Annotated in this window: 22 protein-coding genes; 9 read left to right on the forward strand and 13 right to left on the reverse strand. The window is 40.7% G+C overall.

Annotated elements, in window-relative coordinates; all coding sequences use genetic code 11:
• The coding region (locus AB1A65_RS07050) for a glycosyl hydrolase family 65 protein (protein WP_366587198.1) at positions 1 to 243 on the forward strand (243 nt) is incomplete at its 5' end.
• Positions 240 to 2,111 (forward strand): alpha-amylase family protein, encoded by a 1,872-nt coding sequence (locus AB1A65_RS07055; RefSeq protein WP_366587200.1) that lies wholly within the window; start codon positions 240 to 242, stop codon positions 2,109 to 2,111. The genes AB1A65_RS07050 and AB1A65_RS07055, both read left to right, overlap by 4 nt.
• A gap of 49 nt (positions 2,112 to 2,160) precedes the next feature.
• On the opposite strand, the gene AB1A65_RS07060 is transcribed toward AB1A65_RS07055, so the two are convergent.
• Positions 2,161 to 2,580 carry a hypothetical protein gene (locus tag AB1A65_RS07060; RefSeq protein ID WP_366587202.1) on the reverse strand — a complete coding sequence of 140 codons (420 nt, stop codon included), beginning with the start codon at positions 2,578 to 2,580 and terminating at the stop codon, positions 2,161 to 2,163.
• A 190-nt stretch (positions 2,581 to 2,770) separates the two neighbouring features.
• Here AB1A65_RS07060 and AB1A65_RS07065 point away from each other — a divergent pair, with 190 nt between their 5' ends.
• Entirely contained in the window at positions 2,771 to 3,523 is a 753-nt protein-coding gene (locus tag AB1A65_RS07065; protein ID WP_366587204.1) for a glycerophosphodiester phosphodiesterase family protein, read from the forward strand.
• Complete coding sequence (locus tag AB1A65_RS07070) at positions 3,523 to 4,794, forward strand: NAD(P)/FAD-dependent oxidoreductase (RefSeq protein WP_366587206.1); 1,272 nt, start codon at positions 3,523 to 3,525, stop codon at positions 4,792 to 4,794. The genes AB1A65_RS07065 and AB1A65_RS07070 overlap by 1 nt, the downstream gene beginning before the upstream one ends.
• 1 nt (position 4,795) lies before the next feature.
• On the opposite strand, the gene AB1A65_RS07075 is transcribed toward AB1A65_RS07070, so the two are convergent.
• Together AB1A65_RS07075 and glpK are read right to left on the reverse strand one after the other, a co-directional pair.
• Positions 4,796 to 5,524 (reverse strand): MIP/aquaporin family protein, encoded by a 729-nt coding sequence (locus AB1A65_RS07075; RefSeq protein WP_366587208.1) that lies wholly within the window; start codon positions 5,522 to 5,524, stop codon positions 4,796 to 4,798.
• Positions 5,525 to 5,570: 46 nt separating this feature from the next.
• Positions 5,571 to 7,070, reverse strand: a complete 1,500-nt coding sequence (gene glpK / locus AB1A65_RS07080) for a glycerol kinase GlpK (RefSeq protein ID WP_366587211.1) — start codon at positions 7,068 to 7,070, stop codon at positions 5,571 to 5,573.
• A 59-nt stretch (positions 7,071 to 7,129) separates the two neighbouring features.
• Between glpK and AB1A65_RS07085 the strand changes: the two genes are divergently transcribed.
• Positions 7,130 to 7,666, forward strand: coding sequence for a DUF1697 domain-containing protein (locus AB1A65_RS07085; protein WP_366587213.1), 537 nt, complete (start codon positions 7,130 to 7,132; stop codon positions 7,664 to 7,666).
• Positions 7,667 to 7,722: 56 nt separating this feature from the next.
• On the opposite strand, the gene AB1A65_RS07090 is transcribed toward AB1A65_RS07085, so the two are convergent.
• Positions 7,723 to 8,199: a TspO/MBR family protein gene (locus AB1A65_RS07090; protein WP_366587216.1), complete on the reverse strand. Its 477-nt coding sequence runs from the start codon at positions 8,197 to 8,199 to the stop codon at positions 7,723 to 7,725.
• 92 nt (positions 8,200 to 8,291) lie between these two features.
• Between AB1A65_RS07090 and AB1A65_RS07095 the strand changes: the two genes are divergently transcribed.
• The 3 genes from AB1A65_RS07095 (at position 8,292) to AB1A65_RS07105 (ending at position 11,369) form a co-directional block, all read left to right on the forward strand.
• Positions 8,292 to 9,383: a diphosphomevalonate decarboxylase gene (locus AB1A65_RS07095; protein ID WP_366587218.1), complete on the forward strand. Its 1,092-nt coding sequence runs from the start codon at positions 8,292 to 8,294 to the stop codon at positions 9,381 to 9,383.
• Positions 9,384 to 9,514: 131 nt separating this feature from the next.
• Entirely contained in the window at positions 9,515 to 10,453 is a 939-nt protein-coding gene (locus AB1A65_RS07100; protein WP_366587220.1) for a mevalonate kinase, read from the forward strand.
• 10 nt (positions 10,454 to 10,463) lie between these two features.
• Complete coding sequence (locus AB1A65_RS07105; protein WP_366587221.1) at positions 10,464 to 11,369, forward strand: geranylgeranylglycerol-phosphate geranylgeranyltransferase; 906 nt, start codon at positions 10,464 to 10,466, stop codon at positions 11,367 to 11,369.
• 21 nt (positions 11,370 to 11,390) lie between these two features.
• On the opposite strand, the gene AB1A65_RS07110 is transcribed toward AB1A65_RS07105, so the two are convergent.
• The gene (locus tag AB1A65_RS07110) at positions 11,391 to 14,573 is read right to left on the reverse strand and encodes an AsmA-like C-terminal region-containing protein (RefSeq protein ID WP_366587223.1); all 3,183 of its coding nucleotides are present in this window, start codon (positions 14,571 to 14,573) and stop codon (positions 11,391 to 11,393) included.
• Between the two features lie 87 nt (positions 14,574 to 14,660).
• Positions 14,661 to 15,527: a bile acid:sodium symporter family protein gene (locus AB1A65_RS07115; protein ID WP_366587225.1), complete on the reverse strand. Its 867-nt coding sequence runs from the start codon at positions 15,525 to 15,527 to the stop codon at positions 14,661 to 14,663.
• 228 nt (positions 15,528 to 15,755) lie between these two features.
• On the opposite strand from AB1A65_RS07115, the gene AB1A65_RS07120 reads away from it, so the two are divergent.
• Positions 15,756 to 16,604, forward strand: coding sequence for a pseudouridine synthase (locus AB1A65_RS07120; RefSeq protein ID WP_366587229.1), 849 nt, complete (start codon positions 15,756 to 15,758; stop codon positions 16,602 to 16,604).
• Between the two features lie 26 nt (positions 16,605 to 16,630).
• Here AB1A65_RS07120 and AB1A65_RS07125 read toward each other — a convergent pair whose 3' ends face one another.
• The 7 genes from AB1A65_RS07125 to argH all read right to left on the reverse strand — a co-directional run bounded on the left by AB1A65_RS07125 (position 16,631) and on the right by argH (position 24,069).
• Positions 16,631 to 17,152, reverse strand: coding sequence for a hypothetical protein (locus AB1A65_RS07125; protein ID WP_366587232.1), 522 nt, complete (start codon positions 17,150 to 17,152; stop codon positions 16,631 to 16,633).
• 299 nt (positions 17,153 to 17,451) lie between these two features.
• Positions 17,452 to 17,934, reverse strand: a complete 483-nt coding sequence (locus tag AB1A65_RS07130) for a hypothetical protein (protein ID WP_366587234.1) — start codon at positions 17,932 to 17,934, stop codon at positions 17,452 to 17,454.
• A 69-nt stretch (positions 17,935 to 18,003) separates the two neighbouring features.
• Entirely contained in the window at positions 18,004 to 18,480 is a 477-nt protein-coding gene (locus AB1A65_RS07135; protein ID WP_366587237.1) for an Hsp20/alpha crystallin family protein, read from the reverse strand.
• A gap of 178 nt (positions 18,481 to 18,658) precedes the next feature.
• Positions 18,659 to 20,284, reverse strand: a complete 1,626-nt coding sequence (locus AB1A65_RS07140) for a M1 family metallopeptidase (RefSeq protein ID WP_366587239.1) — start codon at positions 20,282 to 20,284, stop codon at positions 18,659 to 18,661.
• A gap of 67 nt (positions 20,285 to 20,351) precedes the next feature.
• A complete protein-coding gene (locus AB1A65_RS07145; protein WP_366587241.1) occupies positions 20,352 to 20,939 on the reverse strand; it encodes a hypothetical protein in 588 nt (195 codons plus the stop codon).
• 357 nt (positions 20,940 to 21,296) lie between these two features.
• Positions 21,297 to 22,553 carry a serine hydrolase domain-containing protein gene (locus tag AB1A65_RS07150; RefSeq protein ID WP_366587243.1) on the reverse strand — a complete coding sequence of 419 codons (1,257 nt, stop codon included), beginning with the start codon at positions 22,551 to 22,553 and terminating at the stop codon, positions 21,297 to 21,299.
• A gap of 229 nt (positions 22,554 to 22,782) precedes the next feature.
• Entirely contained in the window at positions 22,783 to 24,069 is a 1,287-nt protein-coding gene (gene argH / locus AB1A65_RS07155; protein WP_366587245.1) for an argininosuccinate lyase, read from the reverse strand.
• Positions 24,070 to 24,116: the final 47 nt, after the last annotated feature.

The raw sequence follows: 24,116 nt of genomic DNA on the forward strand, positions 1-24,116 counted from the left end.
TGGATGAGCATTGTGGAAGGTTTTGGTGGTATGCGGGTATTGAATGACCAGTTGTGCTTTGCACCCAAGATTCCAGACCAATGGAAATCCTATTCCTTTAAAATCAATTTTAGGAACCAAATTATCACGGCACATATTTCTGCCGATGGAAATTCTTTTGAAATCACTGGAAATGAACCATTGACCATTCAGCTAAATGGCAAACAGGTAAAACTGATCCCGGAAGAAACCGTCAAAGCATGAAAACTAATCGCCCAATTGCTTTTTTGATTGCATTGGGGGTGTTATATTCAAGCAAAGAGAGCAGCAACCAAATGCCCATTGAGCCACCAATGAAGAAAAAAGAGGTAGTCTATCAGGTTTTTACACGACTTTTTGGAAATACCAATACTACCAACAAACCTTGGGGCAAAATCGAGGAAAATGGTGTGGGCAAGTTTGCCGATTTTACTGATAAGGCACTGGAAGAAATCAAAGACTTGGGGGTAACACACATTTGGTATACCGGAATCCCCCATCATGCCTTGATCAACGATTATACACCGTATGGAATTTCCAATGATGACCCCGATGTGGTCAAGGGACGTGCCGGTTCCCCTTATGCCGTGAAGGATTATTACAATGTGAATCCAGATTTGGCTATCGACCCTGCAAAACGATTGGAGGAGTTCAAAGCGCTTATTGAGCGAACCCACAACGTGGGGCTGAAGGTCATAATAGATATTGTACCCAACCATGTGGCCCGAAAGTATGAAGGAAGGACAAATCCACAGGGGGTTGAAGATTTTGGGGCTAGTGATGATACCAGTAAGGCATACGATGTCAATAACAACTTCTACTATATTCCCGGTGAAGCTTTTAAAGTGCCCAAGTGGGAAAATGGTTATTTGCCCCTTGGAGGTGAAGAAAATACGTTGGCTGATTCCAAATTTGAGGAAATTCCGGCCAAGTGGACGGGCAATGGTTCGCGATTGGCCCAGCCCCATTTCAACGATTGGTATGAAACCGTAAAAGTCAACTATGGTATTCGCCCAGATGGCAGTAAGGATTTCGACGAACTGCCCGAGGATTTCTGGACAAAGGACTACAAGGCCCATTATGAATTCTGGAAGGACAAAACCTTGCCCGATTCGTGGTACAAGTTCAAGGACATTGCTATGTATTGGTTGGATTTTGGTGTGGATGGTTTCCGGTTTGATATGGCTGAAATGGTTCCGGTGGAATTTTGGAGTTACCTGAATTCCAATATCAAAATGAAAAATCCCGATGCTTTTTTGCTCGCCGAGGTGTATAATCCTGATTTGTACCGGGCATATATCCATCTGGGGAAAATGGACTATCTCTATGATAAGGTCGACCTTTACGATAGCATAAAACATATTATGAAGGGCTACGGTTGGACAGACCATATTCCTGTAGTTCAGCAAAAAGTGGCCGATATAGAGCATCATATGCTCCATTTTTTGGAAAATCATGATGAACAGCGCATCGCCAGCCCAGATTTTGTAGGTGATGCAAAGTTGGCTAAACCGGCGATGGTGGTTTCAGCCACGATAAGCACTTCGCCCACCATGATTTATTTCGGACAGGAAGTTGGGGAACCCGGTGCGGAGGATGCGGGCTTTGGGAAACCGACCCGGACTTCCATTTTTGATTATATCGGCGTACCACACCACCAACGCTGGATGAACGATAAAAAATTTGATGGTGGTCAGCTTTCAGAAGAGGAAAAGCAGTTGCGGGATTTCTATCAGCGATTGTTAAATTTCACTATTGAAAGTGATGCCTTAATGGGAGACTATCAGGAAATCCATTACTATAACAAAGACAACACTGAAGGATATGATCATAGGGTGTTTTCCTTTGTGCGATGGTCTTCTGAAGAAAAACTGATGATTGTCTCCAATTTTGACGCCCACAACAGTTACGATATCAATCTAAAAATACCCGAAGATATCATTGCCAAATGGCAATTGAACCAAAATACATACCAACTTCAGGATAAATTGTACGGAAAGGTCCACAAAAGACTTTTGATGAAAGAGGGAAGGGGAGAAGTACAGTTGGCGTTGGAACCTTTGCAATCCTATATTTTTAGTTTGGAGCAATAAAAAAGCGGATTGCAACGCAATCCGCCCAAGTTCAAGGTGGTTAGTGATTTTATTCCTTTGTGGCTGTTTTTTGATAGACCAACGAGATTACGGCTCCAATAATACCAAAGAAAACAATATCAATTATGGCTTCTACAATATGGCCGGTCATATCCATAAAGTTGGCGGTTGCGTAGTTTAGCAAGCCCATGCCAAGTCCTATAAAAATACCGATCCAAACCCCAAATTGAAATCCTTGCCCCGCTGAATGGTGGCCTCTTGCCCATTTGCTATAAAGGGTGCTCAATGCAAACACGGCAATCAAGTTTGCCAATGCAATGAGGCTCATGTTAGGAACCTCTTTCATAACATTGACAACGGTGTGCTGTTCAAAAAAATCTACGGTGGCAATACCCCAAATAAGGTATCCCAAGAAAAACATAACAATTGCGCCGACCAAGGTGGCCAACAAATTAGATTTTGAAAACATATTGGTTTATTTAATTGGTTGTTAATGTGATAAATATATTAAATAAAAATTATCAATATCATAAAATATGCCTTATAAAATAATGAATATCATTTTTTAAACTTGATTGACCTATCAAATCCTAATTCAAGAAAAGGGTTCATTGTTTCGTTTTCAAATTGTATTTTTAGCGTTCTCAAACACGAACAACATGGAAAAAAGGTTATTCTTGGCTGTACTGGCCGTTTTAATTTTAAACAGTTGTGGTATGAAAGATTCAAAACCCTTGGTCATTGGCCATAGAGGAGCCATGGGTCATGAGACTGAAAATACATTGGTGTCCATAAAAAAGGCAATGGACTTAGGAGTGGATATGATCGAAATTGATGTGTTTCGAATTGATAGTGGTGAAATTGCAGTTTTTCATGATAGAACTGTGGATAGACTTACCAATGGCAGTGGTATGATTGAGGATTACAATATGTTCGCCATGAGGCAACTGGTTGTTGAAGGCGGGCACAGAATCCCAATCCTTCAGGATGTTTTAAAGTTAATCAATAACCAAGTGGCGCTTAACATTGAATTAAAGGGATACAAAACGGCAGAGAAGGTCAACCAAGTTATAAACTACTATATTTCTAATAGAGGTTGGTCTGCTGATAACATCATTATTTCCAGTTTTATTTGGGACGAATTAAGGGAAATGCGGAAAATCAATCCAGATATTAAGATCGCAGTCCTTACCGAAGAAGACCCATTGCAGGCCATTGAAGTGGCCAAAGAGCTCAATGCCGTTGCCATTAACCCAAATTACACAACCTTGACCGCTGAGAACACGGCTAAGATTCAGGATGAAGGCCTTAAAGTGTACACTTGGACGGTAAATAAACCCGAGGATATCCAAAGAATGAAGGATTTTGGGGTAGATGGTATCATCACAAACTATCCTGAGCGGGCCCATTAATGTTCGATGTAATCATTGTTGGTGGTGGTGCGGCCGGATTCTATGCGGCGATTCATATTGGGGAACAGGCGCCGCAACTTAAAGTGGCCATTTTTGAACGCGGTAAAACCGTACTTTCCAAAGTAAAGGTGTCAGGCGGTGGACGATGCAATGTTACCCACGGAGAATTTGATCCCAGAGAACTGATTACCAATTACCCAAGGGGCGAAAAGGAACTTTTGGGGCCGTTCCATGCGCACGCCCCTATGGATGTCATGGCTTTTTTTGAAAAACGTGGCGTTCCGCTCAAAATTGAGGAAGATGGTCGCGTTTTCCCCCAAAGTGATTCTTCCCAAAGCATTATCGATTGTTTTGAGGGCGAAGCCAAGAAATTGGGCATAAAAGTTTTGAAGAACAGCTCCGTAAAACAGTTTCAAATACAGGATGATGGGTGGCAGGTTACTACCATGAACAAGCATTACCAAGCTAAAAAACTACTGCTCGCCACTGGTAGCAATGGCAAAATATGGAGTCAATTGGATGCAATGGGGCATACCATTGTATCACCAGTCCCATCACTGTTCACATTCAATGTTAAAGATGAACGCATACAAGGAATTCAGGGCATAAGTGCCGATGTTTCTGTGGAAGTTCCGCAAAAGCGCATTTTTGCAAATGATAAAAAAGACTTAGGGCTAAAAAGTATGATCAAAGATCAACCGGTATTACTTTCCGAAGGCCCTATTTTGATTACGCATTGGGGATTTAGCGGCCCAGCAATCCTAAAACTTTCTGCGTGGGGGGCCAACATACTTCATGAGTACAACTATGTGTTTCGGGTGAACATCAATTGGACCCCAGAGTATACCACAGGATCTATGGAAGGTTTTCTCAAAAAAGTGAAGGAAGTGGAAGCCAAAAAAACAGTGATGCGCACCCAAGCTGTACAACTTCCCAGACGTTTGTGGACAAAATTAGTGGAGGCGGCCGACATTGAAAAAGATGAAAAATGGGCCGACATCACCAAACAGAAATTGAGTGAACTGGCGAAACAACTTACACGCTGTTCTTTTCGGGTGGAAGGTAAAAGTACCTATAAAGATGAATTTGTCACCGCAGGTGGCGTAGACCTAAAGGAAATCAACTTCAAGACATTTGAGAGCAAATTGCACCCCAACCTTTATTTTGCCGGAGAAATCATCAATGTGGATGCCATTACCGGAGGCTTCAACTTTCAAAATGCATGGACTGGTGCCTTTTTAGCCGCTAAGGCCATTGCTTCACAAGCTTAAATCAACCCAACAGCATTGCCATTCCGGCTGCGAGCACACCCCCTAAAATAGGGCCAACTACGGGAATCCATGAATAACCCCACCCATTGCTTCCCTTTTCTTTTATTGGGACCAGCGCATGCACAATGCGAGGGCCCAAGTCCCTTGCTGGATTAATGGCATATCCTGTTGTACCTCCCAAAGAAAGTCCAATGCCCCAAACGATCAAGGCTACGGGAAGCGCTCCCAAAGACCCCAAACCAATAATGGTATTGTCCGAAGAAATGGTGGCATCGGTAAAATAAAGCACAGCAAAAACGAGCACAAAGGTTCCCAAAATTTCTGTGAGGAGATTTAAAGGCGTATTGGGAATGGCTGGAGCATTACAAAAAACAGCTCTTTTGGTATCGCCATCCAGGGTGACGTCAAAATGGTCTTTGTTCATCAGCCACACGGAAAAGGCACCCAACATGGCTCCAATAAATTGAGCAATGATATAAGGAGCAATATCATTTACTGGGAATTCACCAGCGACAGCCAAGCCAATGGTCACAGCCGGATTAATATGGGCTCCACTATAGGGGCCGGCCACCACCACACCGGTGTATACAGCAAAGGCCCATCCAGTGGTGATCACGATCCAACCAGAACCGGAACCGTAGGTTTTCTGTAAGGATACATTGGCATTTACGCCGCACCCCAAGAGTATGAGCAAAAAGGTGCCAACAATCTCTGCAATAAAAGGAGTCATACAATTTGATGATAAAAGTTAATGGTTTGGTTATAAGGTCTTGATATTAATTCTGGTTTTCTGTCCAATATTCCAATGCTTTTATGGCCCTGTACCACCCTTCGATACCATTTTCAATGGTTTCTCTGTCTTTTGAAGGATTGAAATTCACATCAGCTTGCCAAATATCCTGAATTTCACCGGTATCCTTCCAATAGCCTACCGCTAATCCTGCCAAATAAGCAGCACCCATTACAGTGGTTTCCACAATTTTTGGCCGTACCGTTACGGTATTCAACACATCGGCCTGAAACTGCATAAGCATATCATTCACCGTGGCCCCACCATCTACACGAAGTTCTTTGATGGCAATTCTAGAATCGGCTTCCATAGCCTTTAAAATATCCATGGTCTGGTAGGCAATGGATTCCAGTGCAGCTCTCGCAATATGGGCATCAGTACTACCACGGGTTAACCCAAACAGGGTGCCTTGGGCATGTTGGTTCCAGTGGGGAGCGCCCAACCCGGCAAAGGCAGGCACAAAATAAACTCCTTCGGAACTATCCACAGAACTGGCCAGTTTTTCCACATCAGATGATTTCTTGATGATGCCAAGACTGTCCCGCAGCCATTGCACCACAGCTCCAGCAATAAAAATACTGCCCTCCAAAGCATATTGGGTCTTTCCATTGATTTTCCATGCTACGGTGGTCAAGAGTTTATTTTGGGAAACTATGGGTTTTTCACCAATATTCATGAGCATAAAACAGCCCGTGCCGTAGGTATTTTTCACCATCCCCTTTTTGGTGCACATCTGTCCGAACAAAGCGGCTTGTTGATCTCCTGCAATCCCGGCAATCGGTATTTTGGATGCAAAAAAATTGGGACTGGTATGCCCGTAGACCTCGCTGGATTGTTTTACTTCGGGAAGCATGCTCTTGGGAATGGTCAATAAATCCAAAAGTTCATCGTCCCAATCCATGGTATTGATGTTGAACAGCATGGTGCGACAGGCATTGGTCACATCAGTAATGTGGAGTTTGCCCTCCGTCATTTTCCAAATAAGCCACGTATCTATGGTGCCCAGGACCAAATCTCCAGCCTCTGCTTTTTTCCGGGCTCCCTCTACGTTGTCCAAAATCCATTTGACCTTTGTCCCTGAAAAATAGGAATCGATGACCAATCCGGTCTTTTCACGAATCATCTGCGATTTTCCTTGTTTTTTCAATTCATCACAATAGTCCGCAGTACGTTTATCTTGCCATACAATCGCATTGTAGATGGGTTCGCCTGTTTTTCTGTCCCAAACCACCACGGTCTCCCTTTGGTTGGTAATGCCTATGGCAGCCATTTGTTCACCTTTTAGGCCTTTTTTACTGACGGCTTCTGCGGCCATTCCTGCTTGGGTAGCCCAAATCTCGCTGGGATCGTGCTCTACCCATCCTGGTTTGGGGAAAATTTGGGTGAATTCTTTCTGTGCCACGGAGATTATGCTTCCTTTTTGATCAAAGACCACAGCTCGGGAACTTGTGGTGCCTTGATCTAATGCAAGGATGTATTGATTCATTTTTAGTTAATTTAATGCATTGGAATTTACTAAAATTTATCCGAGTATTTTAAGGCAACATGAAGAAGACATTTATAGCACTTTTACGGGGAATCAACGTAGGTGGCCAAAAGAAAATTAAAATGGCGGAATTGCGGGAAACATTGACCCGAACCGGACTGGAAAATGTGCAGACCTATATACAGAGCGGCAATGTTATTTTTGAAAGTTCAGAAGGAAATTTGAAGAGCTTGGAAAATAGTGTCCGGGAAGCAATTTTAAAGAACTTTGGCTTTGAAGTGCCCACTCTTGTTATCAGTGGCAATGACATAAAAGAAATATTGAAAGCCAATCCGTTTGCTGACAAAGTGGAAGAGAATAAGTTATATTACGTTCTGCTCAAAAAAGCCCCAGCGAAGGATTTGGTGGCCCAGTTCGAAGAATTAAACTACCCCAATGAAGACTTTCATAGTACTGAAAAGTGCGTGTACTTGATGTGTAAAAAGGGATACGGTAATGCCAAACTTAACAACAACCTAATTGAACAAAAGTTAAAGGTCGAGGCCACTACACGGAACCACAAAACCATGCAAAAGTTACTGGAGTTGACCCAATAGATTAGCCAATTACCAATATTATTGAACTTGAACTTGATTCTTGAACCTGAACTTTATTAGGAATTCAGCTCCCAAACTCTATAGTTAAGGACTGCAGCAAAGCCCACCCAAAGTAAATAAGGAATCATTAAAATAGCTGCAGGCTTGCTCACTACATTGAACCATTTAATGGTAAGTATGATTAAGGTCAGTAGTGCTAGAATGACAAAAAGGGCCGCAAAGGGATTTTTCAAACCAAAAAAAACAATACTCCACAACGCATTCACCAAAAGCTGAAAAAAGAAGTGGTACAAAGCCGTTTTCACCCAAATATGGTGGTACCCTTTAGACCATACCATTCCAGCTGCCACACCCATAAGTATGTAAAGAACCGTCCAGACAGGAGCAAAAATTGCATTGGGAGGGGTGAATTCTGGTTTGTTCAGCGTTGCGTACCAATCGTTTACGGAACTTTGCGTAGCAATTCCTGCCAAAAATCCTATCAATAGGCAAACGGCAATGCTTATAGCAATGTAAATGATGCTTTTCTTCATGGTAGGTGCAACTGCGTCTAAAATAAGAATTTATTTCAATCCGTTTTCCAAGAACTGGGTTGCAAGTGTATATTTGCCCAAATAGCTTTTCCATGACCGAAAAAGATTTTAAGGCAGAACCATACCAATATTTTTCAGATAGTGGAAAAGTAACATGGAAAGCGCCCAGCAATATTGCTTTGGTAAAATATTGGGGCAAGTTGGCGAATCAAATCCCAGCAAACCCATCCATTAGCTTTACGTTGGATGCCTGTGCCACTTCAACTTCGGTTGCCTACCAAAAAAAGGAAGATGGTAAGGAAGGTTTTTCTTTTGATTTGTTATTTGAGGGGAAGCCAAAGGAAGACTTCAAACCCAAGATTGAAACTTTTTTTAAGCGGATTGAGTTTTATGTGCCTTTTTTGAAAGACTATCATTTTACCATTGAAACCTCAAATTCTTTTCCGCACAGCAGTGGCATTGCATCCTCCGCCAGTGGAATGGCTGCTCTTTCACTTTGTTTATTGGATGTTGAAAAGCAATTGAACCCGGGAATGAATGAGGAATTCTTTAAGAAAAAGGCTTCTTTTTTGGCAAGATTGGGCTCAGGAAGTGCCTGTAGGAGCATCGAAGGCGATTTAATCCAATGGGGAGAACACCCCCAAATTCCCAACAGTTCAAATCTATACGGAATCAAGTATCCGTTTGAGGTGAATCCGGTGTTCAAAAATTATCACGACACCATATTGTTGGTGCATAAAGGTCAAAAGCAAGTAAGCAGTACCGTGGGTCATGATTTAATGCATGGTCACCCATATGCCCAAAACCGTTTTCAACAAGCCTTTGGTAATTTGGATAAATTCAAATCTATTTTTGCAGGCGGGGATTTAGAGGAGTTCATCAAAATTGTGGAAAGCGAAGCCCTAACCCTCCATGCCATGATGATGACCAGTATGCCTTATTTTATTTTGATGAAACCCGATACCTTGGAAATCATCAACAAAATTTGGAAGTACCGAACAGACACCAAAGTTCCCATTTGTTTCACGTTGGATGCCGGGGCCAATGTGCATGTCCTATATCCAGAATCAGTCAAGGAAAAGGCCATTCAATTTATTCAGGATGAATTAGTTGTGCACTGCGAGAAAGGGCACTATATTTGCGACCGAATTGGGATAGGGGCTAAAATAATCGCTGATCAGTAACAGCAAAGCGGTTTTTTTGCGTTATTTGTCCCGAGTTCTAATAGGAAACAACAAATTCAGGGAGAAAATTGTTTTGTTTATCGGATTGTTTTGAAAATTAAACAAAATAGTTTGTATCTTGGTAGAAGTTTATGAAGGGTCCATTATTTTATTCTAAGATTCTGCTGTTTGGAGAGTATGGTATCATCAAAGATTCCAAAGGTCTTTCCATTCCATACAATTTTTTTAAGGGAGCCTTAAAACAGGAAAAGAACCTGTCCGAGTTGGCCCAAAAATCCAACAATAGCCTAAAGGCTTTTGCGGAGTACCTAAAAACCATTGAGAAGCAAGAAAAGGGGTTGGTCTCTTTTGACATGGAGTCTTTGGAAAAGGACATTACCAACGGAATGTATTTTGACAGTTCCATTCCACAAGGGTATGGTATTGGTAGCAGTGGGGCCCTGGTAGCCGCCATTTATGACAAATATGCCAAGGATAAAATCACCGTTTTGGAAAATCTCACCAGAGACAAACTTCTAAAACTGAAGAAAATCTTCGGGAAAATGGAATCCTTTTTCCATGGAAAATCCTCTGGTTTAGATCCTTTGAACAGTTACCTAAGTTTACCTATCCTTATCAATTCCCAAGACAATATTGAGTCAACCAGTATCCCAACCCAAAATACCAACGGTAAAGGTGCTGTGTTTTTGTTGGATAGTGGAATTACTGGCGAAACCGCTCCCATGGTGCAGATTTTTATGGAAAAAATGAAGCAGGAAGGGTTCCGAAAGATGATCAAGAACCAATTTGTGAAGCATACCGATGCGTGTGTGGAAGACTTTTTAAATGGTAATGTGAAATCCCTTTTTGGAAATCTAAAACAGCTTTCCCATGTGGTTTTAGACCATTTTAAACCCATGATTCCGGCGAAGTTCCACCAGTTGTGGCAGCAAGGCATCGAAACCAATGATTATTACCTGAAACTCTGCGGTTCTGGCGGGGGGGGCTATATTTTAGGCTTTACCGAAGATTTGGAAAAGGCCAAAAAAGCACTCAAAGGCTACAATTTGGAGGTGGTCTACAACTTCTAAAAGCAATCCCATGCTTAGTAGAAAAAACAAACTCTTGCTTTTTAAGCTATTGAGTCTATTTTCTGTGGTCAGAGGATACAATATTCTGGTGATTACCTTGGCACAGTACTTGGCATCTATCTATATTCTTTCACCAAATATTCCATTGCGGCAGGTGGTTTTTGACCTTAATCTTTTTTTGATCGTTACTGCTTCGGCGCTCGTGATTGCCAGTGGGTACATCATCAATAATTTTTATGATGCTGAAAAGGATTTGATCAATAAGCCTACCAAAAGCATGCTGGATCGGTTGGTGAGCCAACGTTTTAAATTGACCACTTACTTTATTCTCAATTTTATGGCGGTCTTGGCGGCCAGTTACATTTCGTTTCGGGCAGTTTTGTTTTTTTCGGCCTACATTTTTGGGATTTGGTTTTATTCCCACAAGCTCAAACGGATACCCTTTATTGGAAATTTGGTGTCGGCCACCTTGGCCATAACCCCATTTTTTGTAGTATTTGTGTACTATGGAAATTTTGAAACAGTCATATTTGTGCATGCCGTTTTCTTGTTTTTATTGATTTTGGCGCGGGAAATGATCAAAGACTTGGAAAACATGGCGGGCGATTTAGCCCAAAACTACCGTACCATACCCATTATTTACGGTCCAAAAGTGTCAAAATTTAGCATTGCACTGTTGATTGTACTGACCTTGGTTCCTGCTCTGTTGCTCATCAAAACCTTTGATGTGGGTTATATGTACTTCTATTTTATCGCCTGCATTGCCCTTTTGATTTTGTTTTTGGTGCTCCTATGGAAGTCCAAGGACAAAAAACACTACGTATGGCTTCACAACATATTGAAGTTGATTATTGTAGTCGGGGTTTTCAGTATTTTGTTGATTGATGTGGATTTAGTATTGAACCGGATACTGTAATTATAGGTCCTTACCAATTTGTTATTTATCCTTCCCTAACGAAATATCATAATCATCAATGTTTCCGTGTATTTTTAAGTTCAGGTAACGCACTTTTTTGGTTGGGTCCACTTCAATGATTTTGTCATCCGTAGGAATGGAGTCTTTGTCCTTTTTGTTGCCGAACAGTTTGTATACTGCAGCTCTTTTTACGGTTTTCCACGGAATTTTAAGGTAGTATTCAATGTTTTGCTCCATATCATGGGTACCCGATACTTCCATATGCCCCAGTGTGGATTCAATGGTCATGTCGGGTATGGTGATACGCCCTTTGGTAATGTCCAAACGGTTTTGGAGTGTGTCAAACCGAACGTTTTTCAGGTTTTTATCGCCCATATAATCGGATAGCATGGACATGGGTTCATAATTGACCAAGCTTCCGTTCAATACTTGGACATCCATATGCACTTCAGATTGATCTAAATCGGGAACCAAATCGGGATATACTCTAATCTTTCCATTGATTTTTGAAGATACTTTTCCATGCAGGTTTTCAGAAATTAAGTGGTCCTGTCCAAAGTTTTCAAACTTGAACAAAATCTGGTCTATATCAACATTGTCCAAGGAAAGATTGGGGCTCAAATAAATGTGATTTGGATCACTTCCATTAAAATACCCCGACATATTCAAATGTCCACCCGCAGCATCCATGGACAGGGTATCCACATATACATAATGATCTTGCGTGGTGCGTAAACTGGCATCTATATTTTTTAGGTCGATGCGATTGCGAATGAAATGGCCAATATTAACATCAAACCGCATATCGGTAAAGGGCAGTTCGTAGATGTTGAAAGCCGTTGCGTGTTCCTCTACATCTTCAGTGGTTGTAGCAGTGGTTGAGGTTTTTGGATTGAAATTAAAAAGCTGGTCGTAGTCAATATAATCAGCGTTCAAGGCAAAATAATTGTCTCTCTTTTTAATGCTTTGGTCTTTTCCAAGATAATAGTCCAAGTTTACATCAAAAACAGTTCTGCCGATTTTACCATGCAGGTTTTCAACCACTAGATGCTCATCTTCATAATGAATTCTACCGTTGAAGTCTTGAAATCGTAAGGGGTGCAGGTGCATTTTGGTGTCCAATCTATCCAAATCCACATCAATGGAATGCAAGGATGAATCTATGTAGTGCATGCTGGAGTTGACATGTAGCGTAAGTTTCTCGAACTCTTCATGGCGGTACTGTTCTGGAACGTAGTTTTCACCTCCATAGGAAAAGATATCTTCCAGACGAAGCAAGTCTGAAGTCAAGGTGATATCCAAGTCTACGTCTCCGTTAAGCGTTTTTTGCGTCCAAAATTTGTAGTTGTGTGCCATACCGTTCAAATGAAAGTCAGAATCATCGATATGGCCCGTAAAATCCACGATTTTCAAATCTTCATCATCAATAAGGAAGTCGGCATGAAAATCATGCAGTTCATGCGGGTAGTGCTGAAGTTTTGCATACAGGCTGTCCACGAAAAACTCGCCCTTTGGTAAATATTCGGACTCTGTAAAGTCCTTGGCAGATGCTTTGAAGGAAAATCCTGTTCTCAAATTTTCCACACGTTCATCAACACCTTTTTTTTCTGTTTCCGAGTAGCGTGTTAGTTCAGCAATGTCGAGAACATCTGACCATATATTTAAGTGAACTTCAACGGGTTCCTCTGTATGATGCACTATGGCCGGAAGGTCAGAGAGATAGCCTGTAATGGAAAGGTTGGAATTGCCCATCACTAGGTTAAAAGTATCAAGGGTGGCCTGCTTGCCTTGCATGATGAGGTGCATGTTAAGCTGTTCCAATGGCACCGGAAGCTTTGATGTTGAAAAACTAAGATTGGACACCCTTAATTCGCTGAAATAGGCTTGGTTTAAATCACTGATGGCCTGTTCTGGCTGGTCTAGGTCGATAATGTCATGAAAGTTCATCTTTAGGGATACATTTCCGGAAACGTCTTCAATATCATCAATGTTCAAGAATTTAGTCATAAAGGCCAAATTGAAATCGGCATCCAGTTGCATATCTACTTCCGGTGCTTCAAAATTGTTTACGACCAACGCTCCGGAAAAATTCCCCGACTCCAATTTTGCACTCATATTGGTCAAAGAAAATTTCATGGTTTTCAGGTTCCGGGCCTCTCCGTTGGTAAAGTAGCCTTTGAATCCCATTTCGTTGATGCGTTTTCTTTCCTCCGTATTCTCCAAAAAGGCCTCGCTGGCGCCGAAAGAGGCTTCAATAAAGGGCATTTTGCCATCGGCCATAGGTCCTTGGACCACACCGTTGAAGTATATATTCCCTTCATTTTTGTAACGTTCAAGAACTGGGATCAAATCTTCCGGTGCAAATGCAATGAACATATCAAAATTAGGCTTAGTTCCCTTGACCTTTAGGTCAATGTCCATATTGTTTTTGGTGTCCAGCGACCCTTCAAGATCAAAATCACCATGTTCCATGGTGATGCCAGAGGGTTTTATTTGAAGTATTCCTGTTTGTTCATCAAAAGTAAGGTCGGTGTGCAGTTCAAAATGTTTGTGGTGGAAATAGGTTTGTTCCCCATTTTGGAACACATTCAATTGGAATTCAGTATCAACATGGGCTGCGATGGATTCGTTGCCAAGACTAATGCCTCCAATCGCCTCATAAATGAACGTTTCAATATCGGTATTGGTAGCTTCGTCAACCTTATGGATATCCAGATTTTGCAATTTAATTTTTTTGAGGTGCACTGTCATAGGTTCTTCTTCGGAATCATCTTGGTTTTTAAGCGCATTTTGAAGATTGTTTGACCCATCTGGGTGAATGACAATATTGAATTCGCCTTCCCTTATCAGTAGTGACTGAATATCATAGTTCCCACTGACCATATCCCACAAATTGAATCCGATGTAGAGATTTTCCACATCCAAAATCTTGGGAGCATTATCCGCTTTGGTTTCATAAATGCGTAGGTCATACAGCTTTATGGAAATGTGGGGGAAATTGCCAAAGAGGGATAATTTGGACTTATCTATGGTGATCAGACCCTCGTGCTGTTGATTGAGCACATCTATCTCACTCTGGATAATATCATCCTGAGCAGTATGAATATATAGCAACAAACTGCCCAGCAGCACAATTGGGAAAAGAATCGCAATTGCAATTGATCGCCACCAGAATTTTCGCTTTTTAATGAATGTAAACCTCATACCCTTATAAAAGTGTAGCTCGTTAACCAAACGATGAAACCGTTTTTAAGATTGTCCGGTAGTTTCATAATTATTGCGTTATAAGGGTTAATCTGGTCTTTTCCCAAGTCGCCACATCAAGATCCCACCTGTTATGAACATCCATATGGCATAGGCTCCTGTGGGAATGGCCATTTCAACATTCTTCAATATGGTGGTAGCAATGACAAAAGCCAATGTTCCGTTCTGTATGCCACTCTCCACCGTTATGGAGATGGCACTTTTAAAGTCCAACTTGAACAGTTTATAGGCAACATAGCCCAATCCCATGGTTAAAACGTTCAGTAATAAGGTTACCAACCCAACTTCTCGTATTCCTCTACCAATGATCTCAATATTTGACACGATCACGGCGATAAAAACTAAAATAAAAAGTACAGTGGAAGCGATACGCATGGGTTTTTCCATACGTAGGGCAAATGCGGTTCTAAACCTTCGGATGATCATCCCCACTACAATGGGAATGACAGTGATCACCATAATTTGAATGATGGTATCCACAATGGGAAGCTCAATGGTAACATCGGCACCTGTACCAAAATAGGCCAACACATACGATAGAATAAATGGTATGGTAAAGACCGTTACCGTGCTGGAAAAAGCAGTCAATGTAACGGACAAGGCAATGTTGCCCTTGGAGACCTGGGTAATCAAGTTGCTGGTAGGACCTCCGGGACAGGAGGCCAAAATCATCAACCCAACGGCCATTGTAGGGCTCAAATCAAAAGATGTGGCTAGTAGAAAACCCACAATGGGCAACAGAACAAGTTGATTAGTCAATCCGATCAGTATGGCTTTTGGAGATTTTAAGATTCTGGAGAAATCGGCCGGTACCAGGCTCATTCCCATACCTAACATAATAATGGCGAGGGACAAGGGTAGGAACAGTTGGGATATAAATTCAGAAATGGTCATAGAAAAATAGGAGTTTGGTGAATAGTCTGTTAATGTGCACTACGTGAAGTTCTAAAATCTATTTAAAATAACCTTTACAAAATTGATGGATTGGTTCCACCAATTGATGGTTTTGGTTTTCAGAGTCTTTGATGGCCTTTCTCGACCTTGCAGATTATCAAAATTAAACGTGAGATCATCGTATTTGGCCTGAAAATAATATATACCTTCGCCAAAATTTTATGACTGATGGCGAAATCAGACAATAACCGCAACCGGAAACCTTCCCGCAACACCAAAGGGGATGGAGGCAATCAGCGAAAGCCCTATTCCAAAAATTACAAACCCCAAGACAAACGAAATGCCCCGGTAAAAAAATCGAATCCGGATGAGATTCGGTTGAACCGTTATATCGCCAATGCGGGCATTTGCTCCCGAAGGGAAGCGGACACCTACATTGCTGCAGGGAATGTCTCGGTCAATGGAAAGGTGATTACCGAAATGGGCTTTAAGGTAAAACGTTCCGATGACGTCCGTTTTGATGGAAAACGCCTTAATCCCGAGAAAAAAGAATACATCCTCCTCAACAAACCTAAGAACTTTATCACCACCACTAGTGATGAGAAGGGAAGACGCACGGTTATGGAACTGATTTCCAGTGCCACCAAAGCCCGCTTGTTGCCCGTAGGTCGTTTGGACCGAAACACTACCGGTCTTTTGCTCTTTACCAATGATGGAGATTTGACCAAAAAATTGACGCATCCCAAACATGGGGTTCGCAAGATTTACCACGTGCATTTGGACAAAAGTTTAAGCTTGGCCGACCTGCATAAAATTGAGGCCGGTCTGGAACTCGAAGATGGCCCCATTGAAGTGGACAGCATCAGTTTTATCCAAGGAGCACCCAAGCGTGAAGTGGGTGTGGAAATTCACAGTGGCCGCAACCGAATCGTACGCCGCATTTTTGAACATTTGGGCTACGAAGTGAGCAAACTTGACCGCGTCATCTTTGCCGGATTGACCAAAAAAGACTTGCCCCGAGGCCATTGGCGCCACCTTACCGAGCAGGAGGTGATTAATTTGAAGATGATTAAATAGGCTTTTCTATCATAGATAAAAAGCCATCAATCCAGCCGGATTCTGGTTGTCTTTTTTACAGGTAGTTTTGGGCTAATATTTGGGACATGTGAAATCATATCTTCTTTCCCTGTTGTCTCAATGAACTTCCAGTTTTCGCCATTGTCTGCGGTAACTGCTATGATGGTGTATTCATATAAAATTTTTCCATTGTAGTCTCTAATCATTTTGCCTTTATTTTCAAGCTCTATTAATGAAACCTGGGTTAGGCTGCATTGTAATTCCCCGTTGTATTCAATAATTTCGGAATGTTCTTTGTGCTCTAAACTGATAAATGTTTTGCCATTTTCTTCATGGCTTGCTATTTTATTAGTAAAAGTCTTCACTGCAGTTTCTTTTCCTCCCATTACTTCAACTATAAAAGGGTGTAAATAACTCACATAACATTTCATGTCTTTTTGAAGAAAACACTCATTCATTTCTTCAAGTTGCTTTTCTAGATTCTCATGGTTAGTCTGGGAGTAAGAAAAATAACATGGTGTGATTAAAATAATAAGGAATCTTTTCATGTCGATATATAAATTTATATAAGTGGTTTTCCTGAGAGTAATTTTCTAAAAGACTTTTAGGGAAAAGAGTAAATATGTTGAAAATGAATTTAGAATGCACTACTGAATTGACGGATATGTTATTTGAATTGACCAAAAGACCTTCCCCGTGGTCATTGGCGCCACCTCACTGAACATGAGGTGATCAATTTGAAGATGATAAAGTAAAAGCGCCATTAGCTTTATGGCGGGATTTTCTCCAAAACAAATCCCCTGCACTTTAAGTGAGGGGAATGCCATTCTAGAAATTACAATTCTAATTAAATCTGCTCGTTTTCTTCTTCTTTTGGTTTTGGAGCGTAATGTTCCAAGAACTGCCTTTGCATCTCTTCCATTTTTTTATGGATTTTGTCTAAATCCATAAAGTCCCGTCCTATCGGACTTTCAAAAAAATCATCTTTAAAGAAATGTTTGCTAAAAAGGGAATCTTCTGCAAAGAAATTGGGAAAACCATCATTATCAAATTGGGAAAAACTTCTTGAAAATCTGGATCTAAAGGACGTAAACAAACTATCACGGTCCATTTGGGCCAAATCGTCAACATAGTCTGAAGAAGACCATGAATAGATGGAGTCGTATTGGATGAGGTTTCCATTTTCATCAAATTCCCGGTTCACTTTCCAGTTGCCTTTGGGCTGTTCTGCAAGATTTGTGTTTTCCTTGGCTTCATCGGTCTTTCTTTCTTGGCCCTTGCAACCAAAGCACGCCAATGAAAGCAAGGAAATAAGTATCAACTTTTTCATTGGAATACATTTTAAGGTTAAACAAATAATGGGAGAGGCCTGAACGAGGCCTCTCCAGAATTACCGTAATTACGCTATTTTAATGCTGCGGGCAGGCTTTTGGATAGCCTCTTCTTTTTTGGGCAGATTAATGCTCAAAATACCGTCTCTATATTCTGCCTTGATCTTGTCCTCGTTTACGGTCTCTGGTAACGAGAAAGAGCGTTTAAATGAGGCATACCCAAACTCTCTTCGGATATGGTTATCCTCATTATTAAGATCATTTTCATGGGTTTCCGCAGAAATTGAAAGTACTTGATTGTCCAAGTCTACAGTAAAATCTGATTTTTTTAACCCAGGAACCGCCATATCAACGTAATAGGAGTCCTTGGTCTCCCTAATATTGACTTTGGGAAGGGTAAGGCCCGAATTAAAATTTGATGTAAAAACTGATGGGAGCTCCCTGTTGAACAATTCATCAATCCAGGAAGACCACATGGGGAAGGTTAGGCTATTTGAATTTGATTTTGCCACACTTCCATTTTTTGTTGCAACTAAATTACTCATAACTGCTAAATTTTAGTTAGACAATAATTCAAATGTTCAATAGTGTATAGACAAAAAAAATGCCAAACCATTTGATGGAGAACGTGACAGGCTTGACTTTAAAAATTTTTAAGAATACAGATGATATCCTTCAATAAAAATTAACAGACTGGATGTCAGTATGTCACAATCAACAATGTCATTTTTTCGGGCCACTGACAGTCTCAAACAATGTCCATTGGTTCGGGTCCAGTACGATGCTGTCTGGACGGAATTTTGATTGTATTTCAAAGTTTTTGGATCGCCCATCCACTTGAATCGTTTCAATAACCGTTTTTCCATCTTTTACTAACCCAATTTCCAACGGAAACTGGAACACATAATGGGATTGCATTTGTTCCAGATGTAGAACGACTTTTCCCTTTTCGTATTCCCAATTCCAATTGAGTTGTGGATGGCCTTCGGTAAACAACCATTGCTGAAAAAAGTCCTCCAGCCTTTCACCCGAAACAGCTTCCATCACCTGCTGAAAGTCATCGGTTAGGACATTACTGTTGCGATAGGTGGCATAGTATTGCCGAATCCCTTTCCAGAAGGTAGCGTCACCCAGCTTATGTCGAAGCATATTTAATACCCAGCCCCCTTTTTGGTAGGTATTGGTGCTGAGTACCCGCATAGGGTCGGTAATGGTGAGGTCCACAATTGGGGAAGGGTTGGTTTTGTAATAGGCAATAATTTCCCTGCGATCCGTGGCCAATTCTTCTTTTCTGCGGTCATCACCATACACATTTTCCAAATACAGGATGCTGAAATATGTGGCAAAACCTTCACTGAGCCACACGTGGTTCCAACTTTTTTCTGTGGCCGAATTGCCAAACCATTGGTGTGCAATTTCATGGGCAATCAAGGGTTCAACGGTGTTATTTCCGGTGACTGAATTTTCAAAATAGGCAATGGTGCCTGCATTTTCCAATCCGCCCCACTGCGTTTTGGCCTGCATATTGGCTAGTTTGGCATAGGAGTAGGGACCAATGGCATTGATGAAGTAGTCCAGCACTTTCCCTGCCACGGTGTAATCGTGAAAACCCTCCAAGCGATTTTGTGGATACACCCAAGCCGAAACGGGAATGCCCTGTACCTCGCCCACTATCCGACTGGCAAACTCTGTTACACCAATGGTCATGACCTTGGTGGCCACGGGAGCAGGTTCATTGTAAATGGTGAGTTTATAGCCGTTTTCAAGGTTGCTCTCCTCGATTTTTTCACCTGTGGCCACCACATCGTAATGGTCAGGAGCGGTAATTTGAAATTCCACACTCGCCTTATCATGCGGATGGTCTACCGACGCAAGCCAATGCCGTGCCAAGTTGGGCCAGTTGTCACCAAAGAACGAGCGATTTCCAAATTTGGTCGTAGAAATGACAAGGCCTCTTTCGGGGATACCGTGATATTTTATGCTAAACGTTTGCGTTTTGGCATCTGTTTTTGGAACAATATTGATTTTGTTCTCGATGTAGGTGTAGTCCGCTTGAAGGCTGTCCTCCAAAACCTCCGTAACTTCCATGCCGAATTCCCCTGATTTTGAAACCAAATCCAAGGCAAATGGGGTTGCTTTTTCTTTATAGGAAATTGTTACTTGGGTTTCACCCTGAATTTCGTTTGAAGCATCGTTTAAGGAAAGTCCAAACACATAGTGTTGCACATCTACGTTTTCATTTTTGGGATATTGATCTTGGGCGTTTCCAAGAAAACAAACCAAAATAAAAGCCAGAAGGAAGGTTACAATTCGCTGTTGCATAAAGAGATTACTTAGTTGATGTTTCAATATACAATTTTGGGCATAAGCTTTAGGGATTTTTTATTGGGAACTAAAAAGATTAAAAAAGTTAGTTTTAATCTTCGATGATCATCAAGGCATGGTACAAATCATCAAGGTGTTTTTGTTGGTTTTCATCGTCCTTATAATACCTTCGGTAATTCACACCGCATGATTCAACATCCAAAATGTTTTTTGTGTTGAATGACCAATCATCGTTATCCTCAACAGTTATTCCCAAACCATCATTACAATTTTGCCAAAGGGTAGAGAATCGGGTTTCTTTATGCAGTGAACTGAAATCAGCATACACCGTAAAACCGTTCATTTCTGAATTATAAAACTTTACAATGGAAGTAATGGGCACCCCTCCCCAGAGTATTGTGGCTCCCTCCGCAAAAGCGATCTGTATAATATTTTTTTCTTGGAGTGGTTTTTTTTGTTCCTGTTTTTCCCAGAAGTATTGTTTTTTATAAATGATTTTAGTCCCTTTTGGCACCAAAATTCCTTTGACAACGATTGGTTTAGTTGTTATAAAAAAAGGTCTTTTATCAGGCTTGTTGAGCGTGTAGGCAGAAGAAAGCGCAAAAAGATAAACTAAGAAACCTACTAAGACTATCAGTAGTATGACCCCAAATACGATTACGATTTTTTGTGTTTTCAAGTTTTGTTGAAAATTTTACTCCATATGCAGGTCAAGAGTGAAGCTACCATTTTTAACCTATAAAAAGTAGCCCAAATTGACAGATGCGCCATATGAGTTGATTACTGGCTAAAAAGAAAAATCAGTTTTTAAAAATTCAGAGCCTTTTGCGTTTTTAATGCAACCAAATGATTTGAAAAAAGGAGGGATTTTAAAATGGCACGTATCGGTCTAGTATAAGAATAGTAGCGAATTTTTACGCACCTACTTTTCGGTTTGTTATTGTCATTTAATTTATATATGTCACTTTCGTTTTAGCTATTAAACCGCTATTATTTTTATACATTGTTACCACACGTTTATATTAATTCAAAATAACTACTTTTGTTCTTCCTCATTTTCATACTCATTTATAAAAAAGCTAGCTATCTGCATCACTTCTCCCCATAAATATCCAAAATTTTCAGTTCTTGAATTTATTGAAGCATCTATGACGAAATCATATTCAGGAAGTAGTAAAAGAAAGTTCATAGAGCCTTTACTAACTCCTCCATGATGTACAATCCAAATTTTGTTATTAAACTTCTTGTCGTCATATTCTTTATCAGTTCTCCAACCTAAAGCGTAATTGTCTGTATTAAGCTCTCCATTAGATAATTTTTGTTGTTCAAAAAATATGGCTTTGGTTTCATCAGAAATAAATGTGGAATCAGTCAAAATTGCATTTCCCATTTTAACCAAATCAGTAGGAGTAGAAAGGAGTCCGCCACCAGCCCACTTATAGCTTAAATCAATGTCTTTAAAAAGGAAACTAAATGTTTTCCATTCTCTAAATCTATTACGACTTTTACTCTCGTAAAAGACTGTATTAGGCTGGCTTTTATCCTCAACATGATCACCCTGAGTATTTTTCATAGTGAGTGGTGACAAGATTTGATTATTTAATACATCTAAAAAATTTTCACCTGTTATTTTTTCTATGTATGCACTTACCAACACTATGTCAAAAGAATTATAACTGTATTTCGTTCCTGGTTCATATAGCAGTTCAACCTTATTAAATACCTTTAATGCTTCTGTCACATTTTTAAAAGATTTGCAATTACATATTGTTCTGTATAATCCACCCAGTTTTAAATCTTTATAATCAGGAAAACCTGCGGTATGACTTAACAAGTGTCTGGCATTAAAATCCCATTTTTTTGTTGGGTAGTTAGAAATAAACCCATTTAAATTTTTGTCAAGGTCAAACTTATTTTCTTCATATAGTCTTGCTACCAATGTAGAGGTAACCGCCTTAGAAGTGCTGCCAATTCTATAGAGAGTTTCAGTGGTAGCCGGCGTTTTTTTTTCTAAATCTGAATAGCCAACAGCTTCAGACCATATCAGCTTTCCATTGATGCCTACTGCTACAGAAAAAGACGGAACATTTAATTTACTTGGAATGGTTTTTATATACTCTTTAGATTTCGTTATACTTTTCACATATTCCAAATCCTGATACCCTTCAGAAACTGGATAAGTATTTGTTTCTGATTGATGCCATCTGGATAAATCGTAGACACCACATGAAATACTAAAGCAGCTTATAAATAATAAAATTAGATGTCTCTTTTTTAGTTTTAATCTTTTCATTGAATTTTTAATGTGTGGTAACGTTATAAGATATCATTCTTTTTTAAATACTTCGGCTGCGCTCAGTACTAAGTGATTTATATCCAACGATACTGAAACAAGTTCAGCACAGGTACCTGCCTACCGGCAGGCAGGCGTGAAGTTAGGATTTTTCAAGCTCAAAGTCCAGCCTAAATTGACAGGCACTCAATATGAATTGACAACTATCCTAAAAAAGAAAGCCTAACTTTTACGAACCCAAAGCTTTTTCCATCTTCTGTTTGATTTCCTCCAAACATAAATTCCCCAAACTGCCCTCGTGGGTGTGTTCAATGTCTCGTTTCGGTTTAAAATTGCCATTTTCTATGGCCTTGCCCATGGTTTTGTAGGCATCCCTGAATGGCATCCCGCTTTTTACCAATTCGTTCAAGGTGTCCACACTAAAGAGGTAATCGTATTTGGAGTCTTCCAGAATAGTTGGGTTCACTTTAACTTCCTTTAAACTAAAGGTCATCAACTCCAAACACGCCTGCATGTCCTGTAGCGCAGGAACGATAACCTCTTTCACCAATTGCAAATCCCGGTGATAGCCGCTGGGTAGGTTGTTCATAATTAGGGTCAGCTGATTGGGCACCGACTGGATTTTATTGCACTTGGCCCGGATGAGTTCAAAAACATCTGGATTCTTCTTGTGGGGCATGATGCTGCTCCCTGTAGTCAGTTCGTTGGGAAAGGAAATAAAATCAAAATTTTGGCTCATGTACAGGCAAATGTCCATGGCCATTTTAGATAGCGTAGCAGCAACGCTGGAAATTCCGAATGCGGCTGCTTTTTCCACTTTGCCACGACCCATTTGGGCGGCCACCACATTGTATTTGAGAGTATTAAAACCCATTTCAGTGGTAGTAAAACTTCGGTCGATGGGGAAGGAGCTGCCATAACCAGCCGCACTTCCCAATGGATTTTGGTCGGCCACTTTATGCGCTGCCTGTACAAAGTACAAGTCATCCACCAAACTTTCAGCATAGGCAGAAAACCAAAGCCCGAATGAGGAGGGCATGGCAATCTGTAAGTGAGTATAGCCGGGCAGCAACACATTTTTGTGTTTTTCGGCCAAATCCAGCAATAAATCAAATAAAGATTTTACTTGCGTAGTGATTTCTGTCAATTCATCTTTTAGGTAGAGTTGCATGGCCACCAAAACCTGATCGTTTCGGGAACGGGCCGAATGGATTTTCTTGCCAGTATCGCCCAATTTTTCAGTGAGGAGAAATTCAATTTTGGAGTGCATATCCTCAAAATCATCCTCAATGGTAAATTTGCCTTTGTCAATATCATTGCCAATGCTTCCCAAAGCCTTGACCAAGTCTTCGGATTCTTCTTTGGAAATCAACCCCACTTGGGCCAGCATTTTGGCGTGAGCGGTGGAGGCAATAACGTCATATTTCGCCAAGACCAAATCCAGTTCTCGGTCATTTCCTACGGTAAAATGGTCTATTTTTTTATCGGTACTAAAACCTTTGTCCCAGAGTTTCATAGTTCAATTATCAGTTGTCAATTAACAATTGATGATTGTAAATTGTT

Origin of the sequence: Allomuricauda sp. ANG21 (assembly GCF_040705235.1) — a bacterium.
Classification (GTDB): domain Bacteria; phylum Bacteroidota; class Bacteroidia; order Flavobacteriales; family Flavobacteriaceae; genus Flagellimonas; species Flagellimonas marina.

Bases quoted from the DNA above. Each gene is read 5' to 3' on its own strand.
- AB1A65_RS07055 (WP_366587200.1), top strand. From the start codon at position 240: ATGAAAACTAATCGCCCAATTGCTTTTTTGATTGCATTGGGGGTGTTA.
- AB1A65_RS07060 (WP_366587202.1), bottom strand. From the start codon at position 2,580: ATGTTTTCAAAATCTAATTTGTTGGCCACCTTGGTCGGCGCAATTGTT.
- AB1A65_RS07065 (WP_366587204.1), top strand. From the start codon at position 2,771: ATGGAAAAAAGGTTATTCTTGGCTGTACTGGCCGTTTTAATTTTAAAC.
- AB1A65_RS07070 (WP_366587206.1), top strand. From the start codon at position 3,523: ATGTTCGATGTAATCATTGTTGGTGGTGGTGCGGCCGGATTCTATGCG.
- AB1A65_RS07075 (WP_366587208.1), bottom strand. From the start codon at position 5,524: ATGACTCCTTTTATTGCAGAGATTGTTGGCACCTTTTTGCTCATACTC.
- glpK (WP_366587211.1), bottom strand. From the start codon at position 7,070: ATGAATCAATACATCCTTGCATTAGATCAAGGCACCACAAGTTCCCGA.
- AB1A65_RS07085 (WP_366587213.1), top strand. From the start codon at position 7,130: ATGAAGAAGACATTTATAGCACTTTTACGGGGAATCAACGTAGGTGGC.
- AB1A65_RS07090 (WP_366587216.1), bottom strand. From the start codon at position 8,199: ATGAAGAAAAGCATCATTTACATTGCTATAAGCATTGCCGTTTGCCTA.
- AB1A65_RS07095 (WP_366587218.1), top strand. From the start codon at position 8,292: ATGACCGAAAAAGATTTTAAGGCAGAACCATACCAATATTTTTCAGAT.
- AB1A65_RS07100 (WP_366587220.1), top strand. From the start codon at position 9,515: ATGAAGGGTCCATTATTTTATTCTAAGATTCTGCTGTTTGGAGAGTAT.
- AB1A65_RS07105 (WP_366587221.1), top strand. From the start codon at position 10,464: ATGCTTAGTAGAAAAAACAAACTCTTGCTTTTTAAGCTATTGAGTCTA.
- AB1A65_RS07110 (WP_366587223.1), bottom strand. From the start codon at position 14,573: ATGAGGTTTACATTCATTAAAAAGCGAAAATTCTGGTGGCGATCAATT.
- AB1A65_RS07115 (WP_366587225.1), bottom strand. From the start codon at position 15,527: ATGACCATTTCTGAATTTATATCCCAACTGTTCCTACCCTTGTCCCTC.
- AB1A65_RS07120 (WP_366587229.1), top strand. From the start codon at position 15,756: ATGGCGAAATCAGACAATAACCGCAACCGGAAACCTTCCCGCAACACC.
- AB1A65_RS07125 (WP_366587232.1), bottom strand. From the start codon at position 17,152: ATGAAAAGATTCCTTATTATTTTAATCACACCATGTTATTTTTCTTAC.
- AB1A65_RS07130 (WP_366587234.1), bottom strand. From the start codon at position 17,934: ATGAAAAAGTTGATACTTATTTCCTTGCTTTCATTGGCGTGCTTTGGT.
- AB1A65_RS07135 (WP_366587237.1), bottom strand. From the start codon at position 18,480: ATGAGTAATTTAGTTGCAACAAAAAATGGAAGTGTGGCAAAATCAAAT.
- AB1A65_RS07150 (WP_366587243.1), bottom strand. From the start codon at position 22,553: ATGAAAAGATTAAAACTAAAAAAGAGACATCTAATTTTATTATTTATA.
- argH (WP_366587245.1), bottom strand. From the start codon at position 24,069: ATGAAACTCTGGGACAAAGGTTTTAGTACCGATAAAAAAATAGACCAT.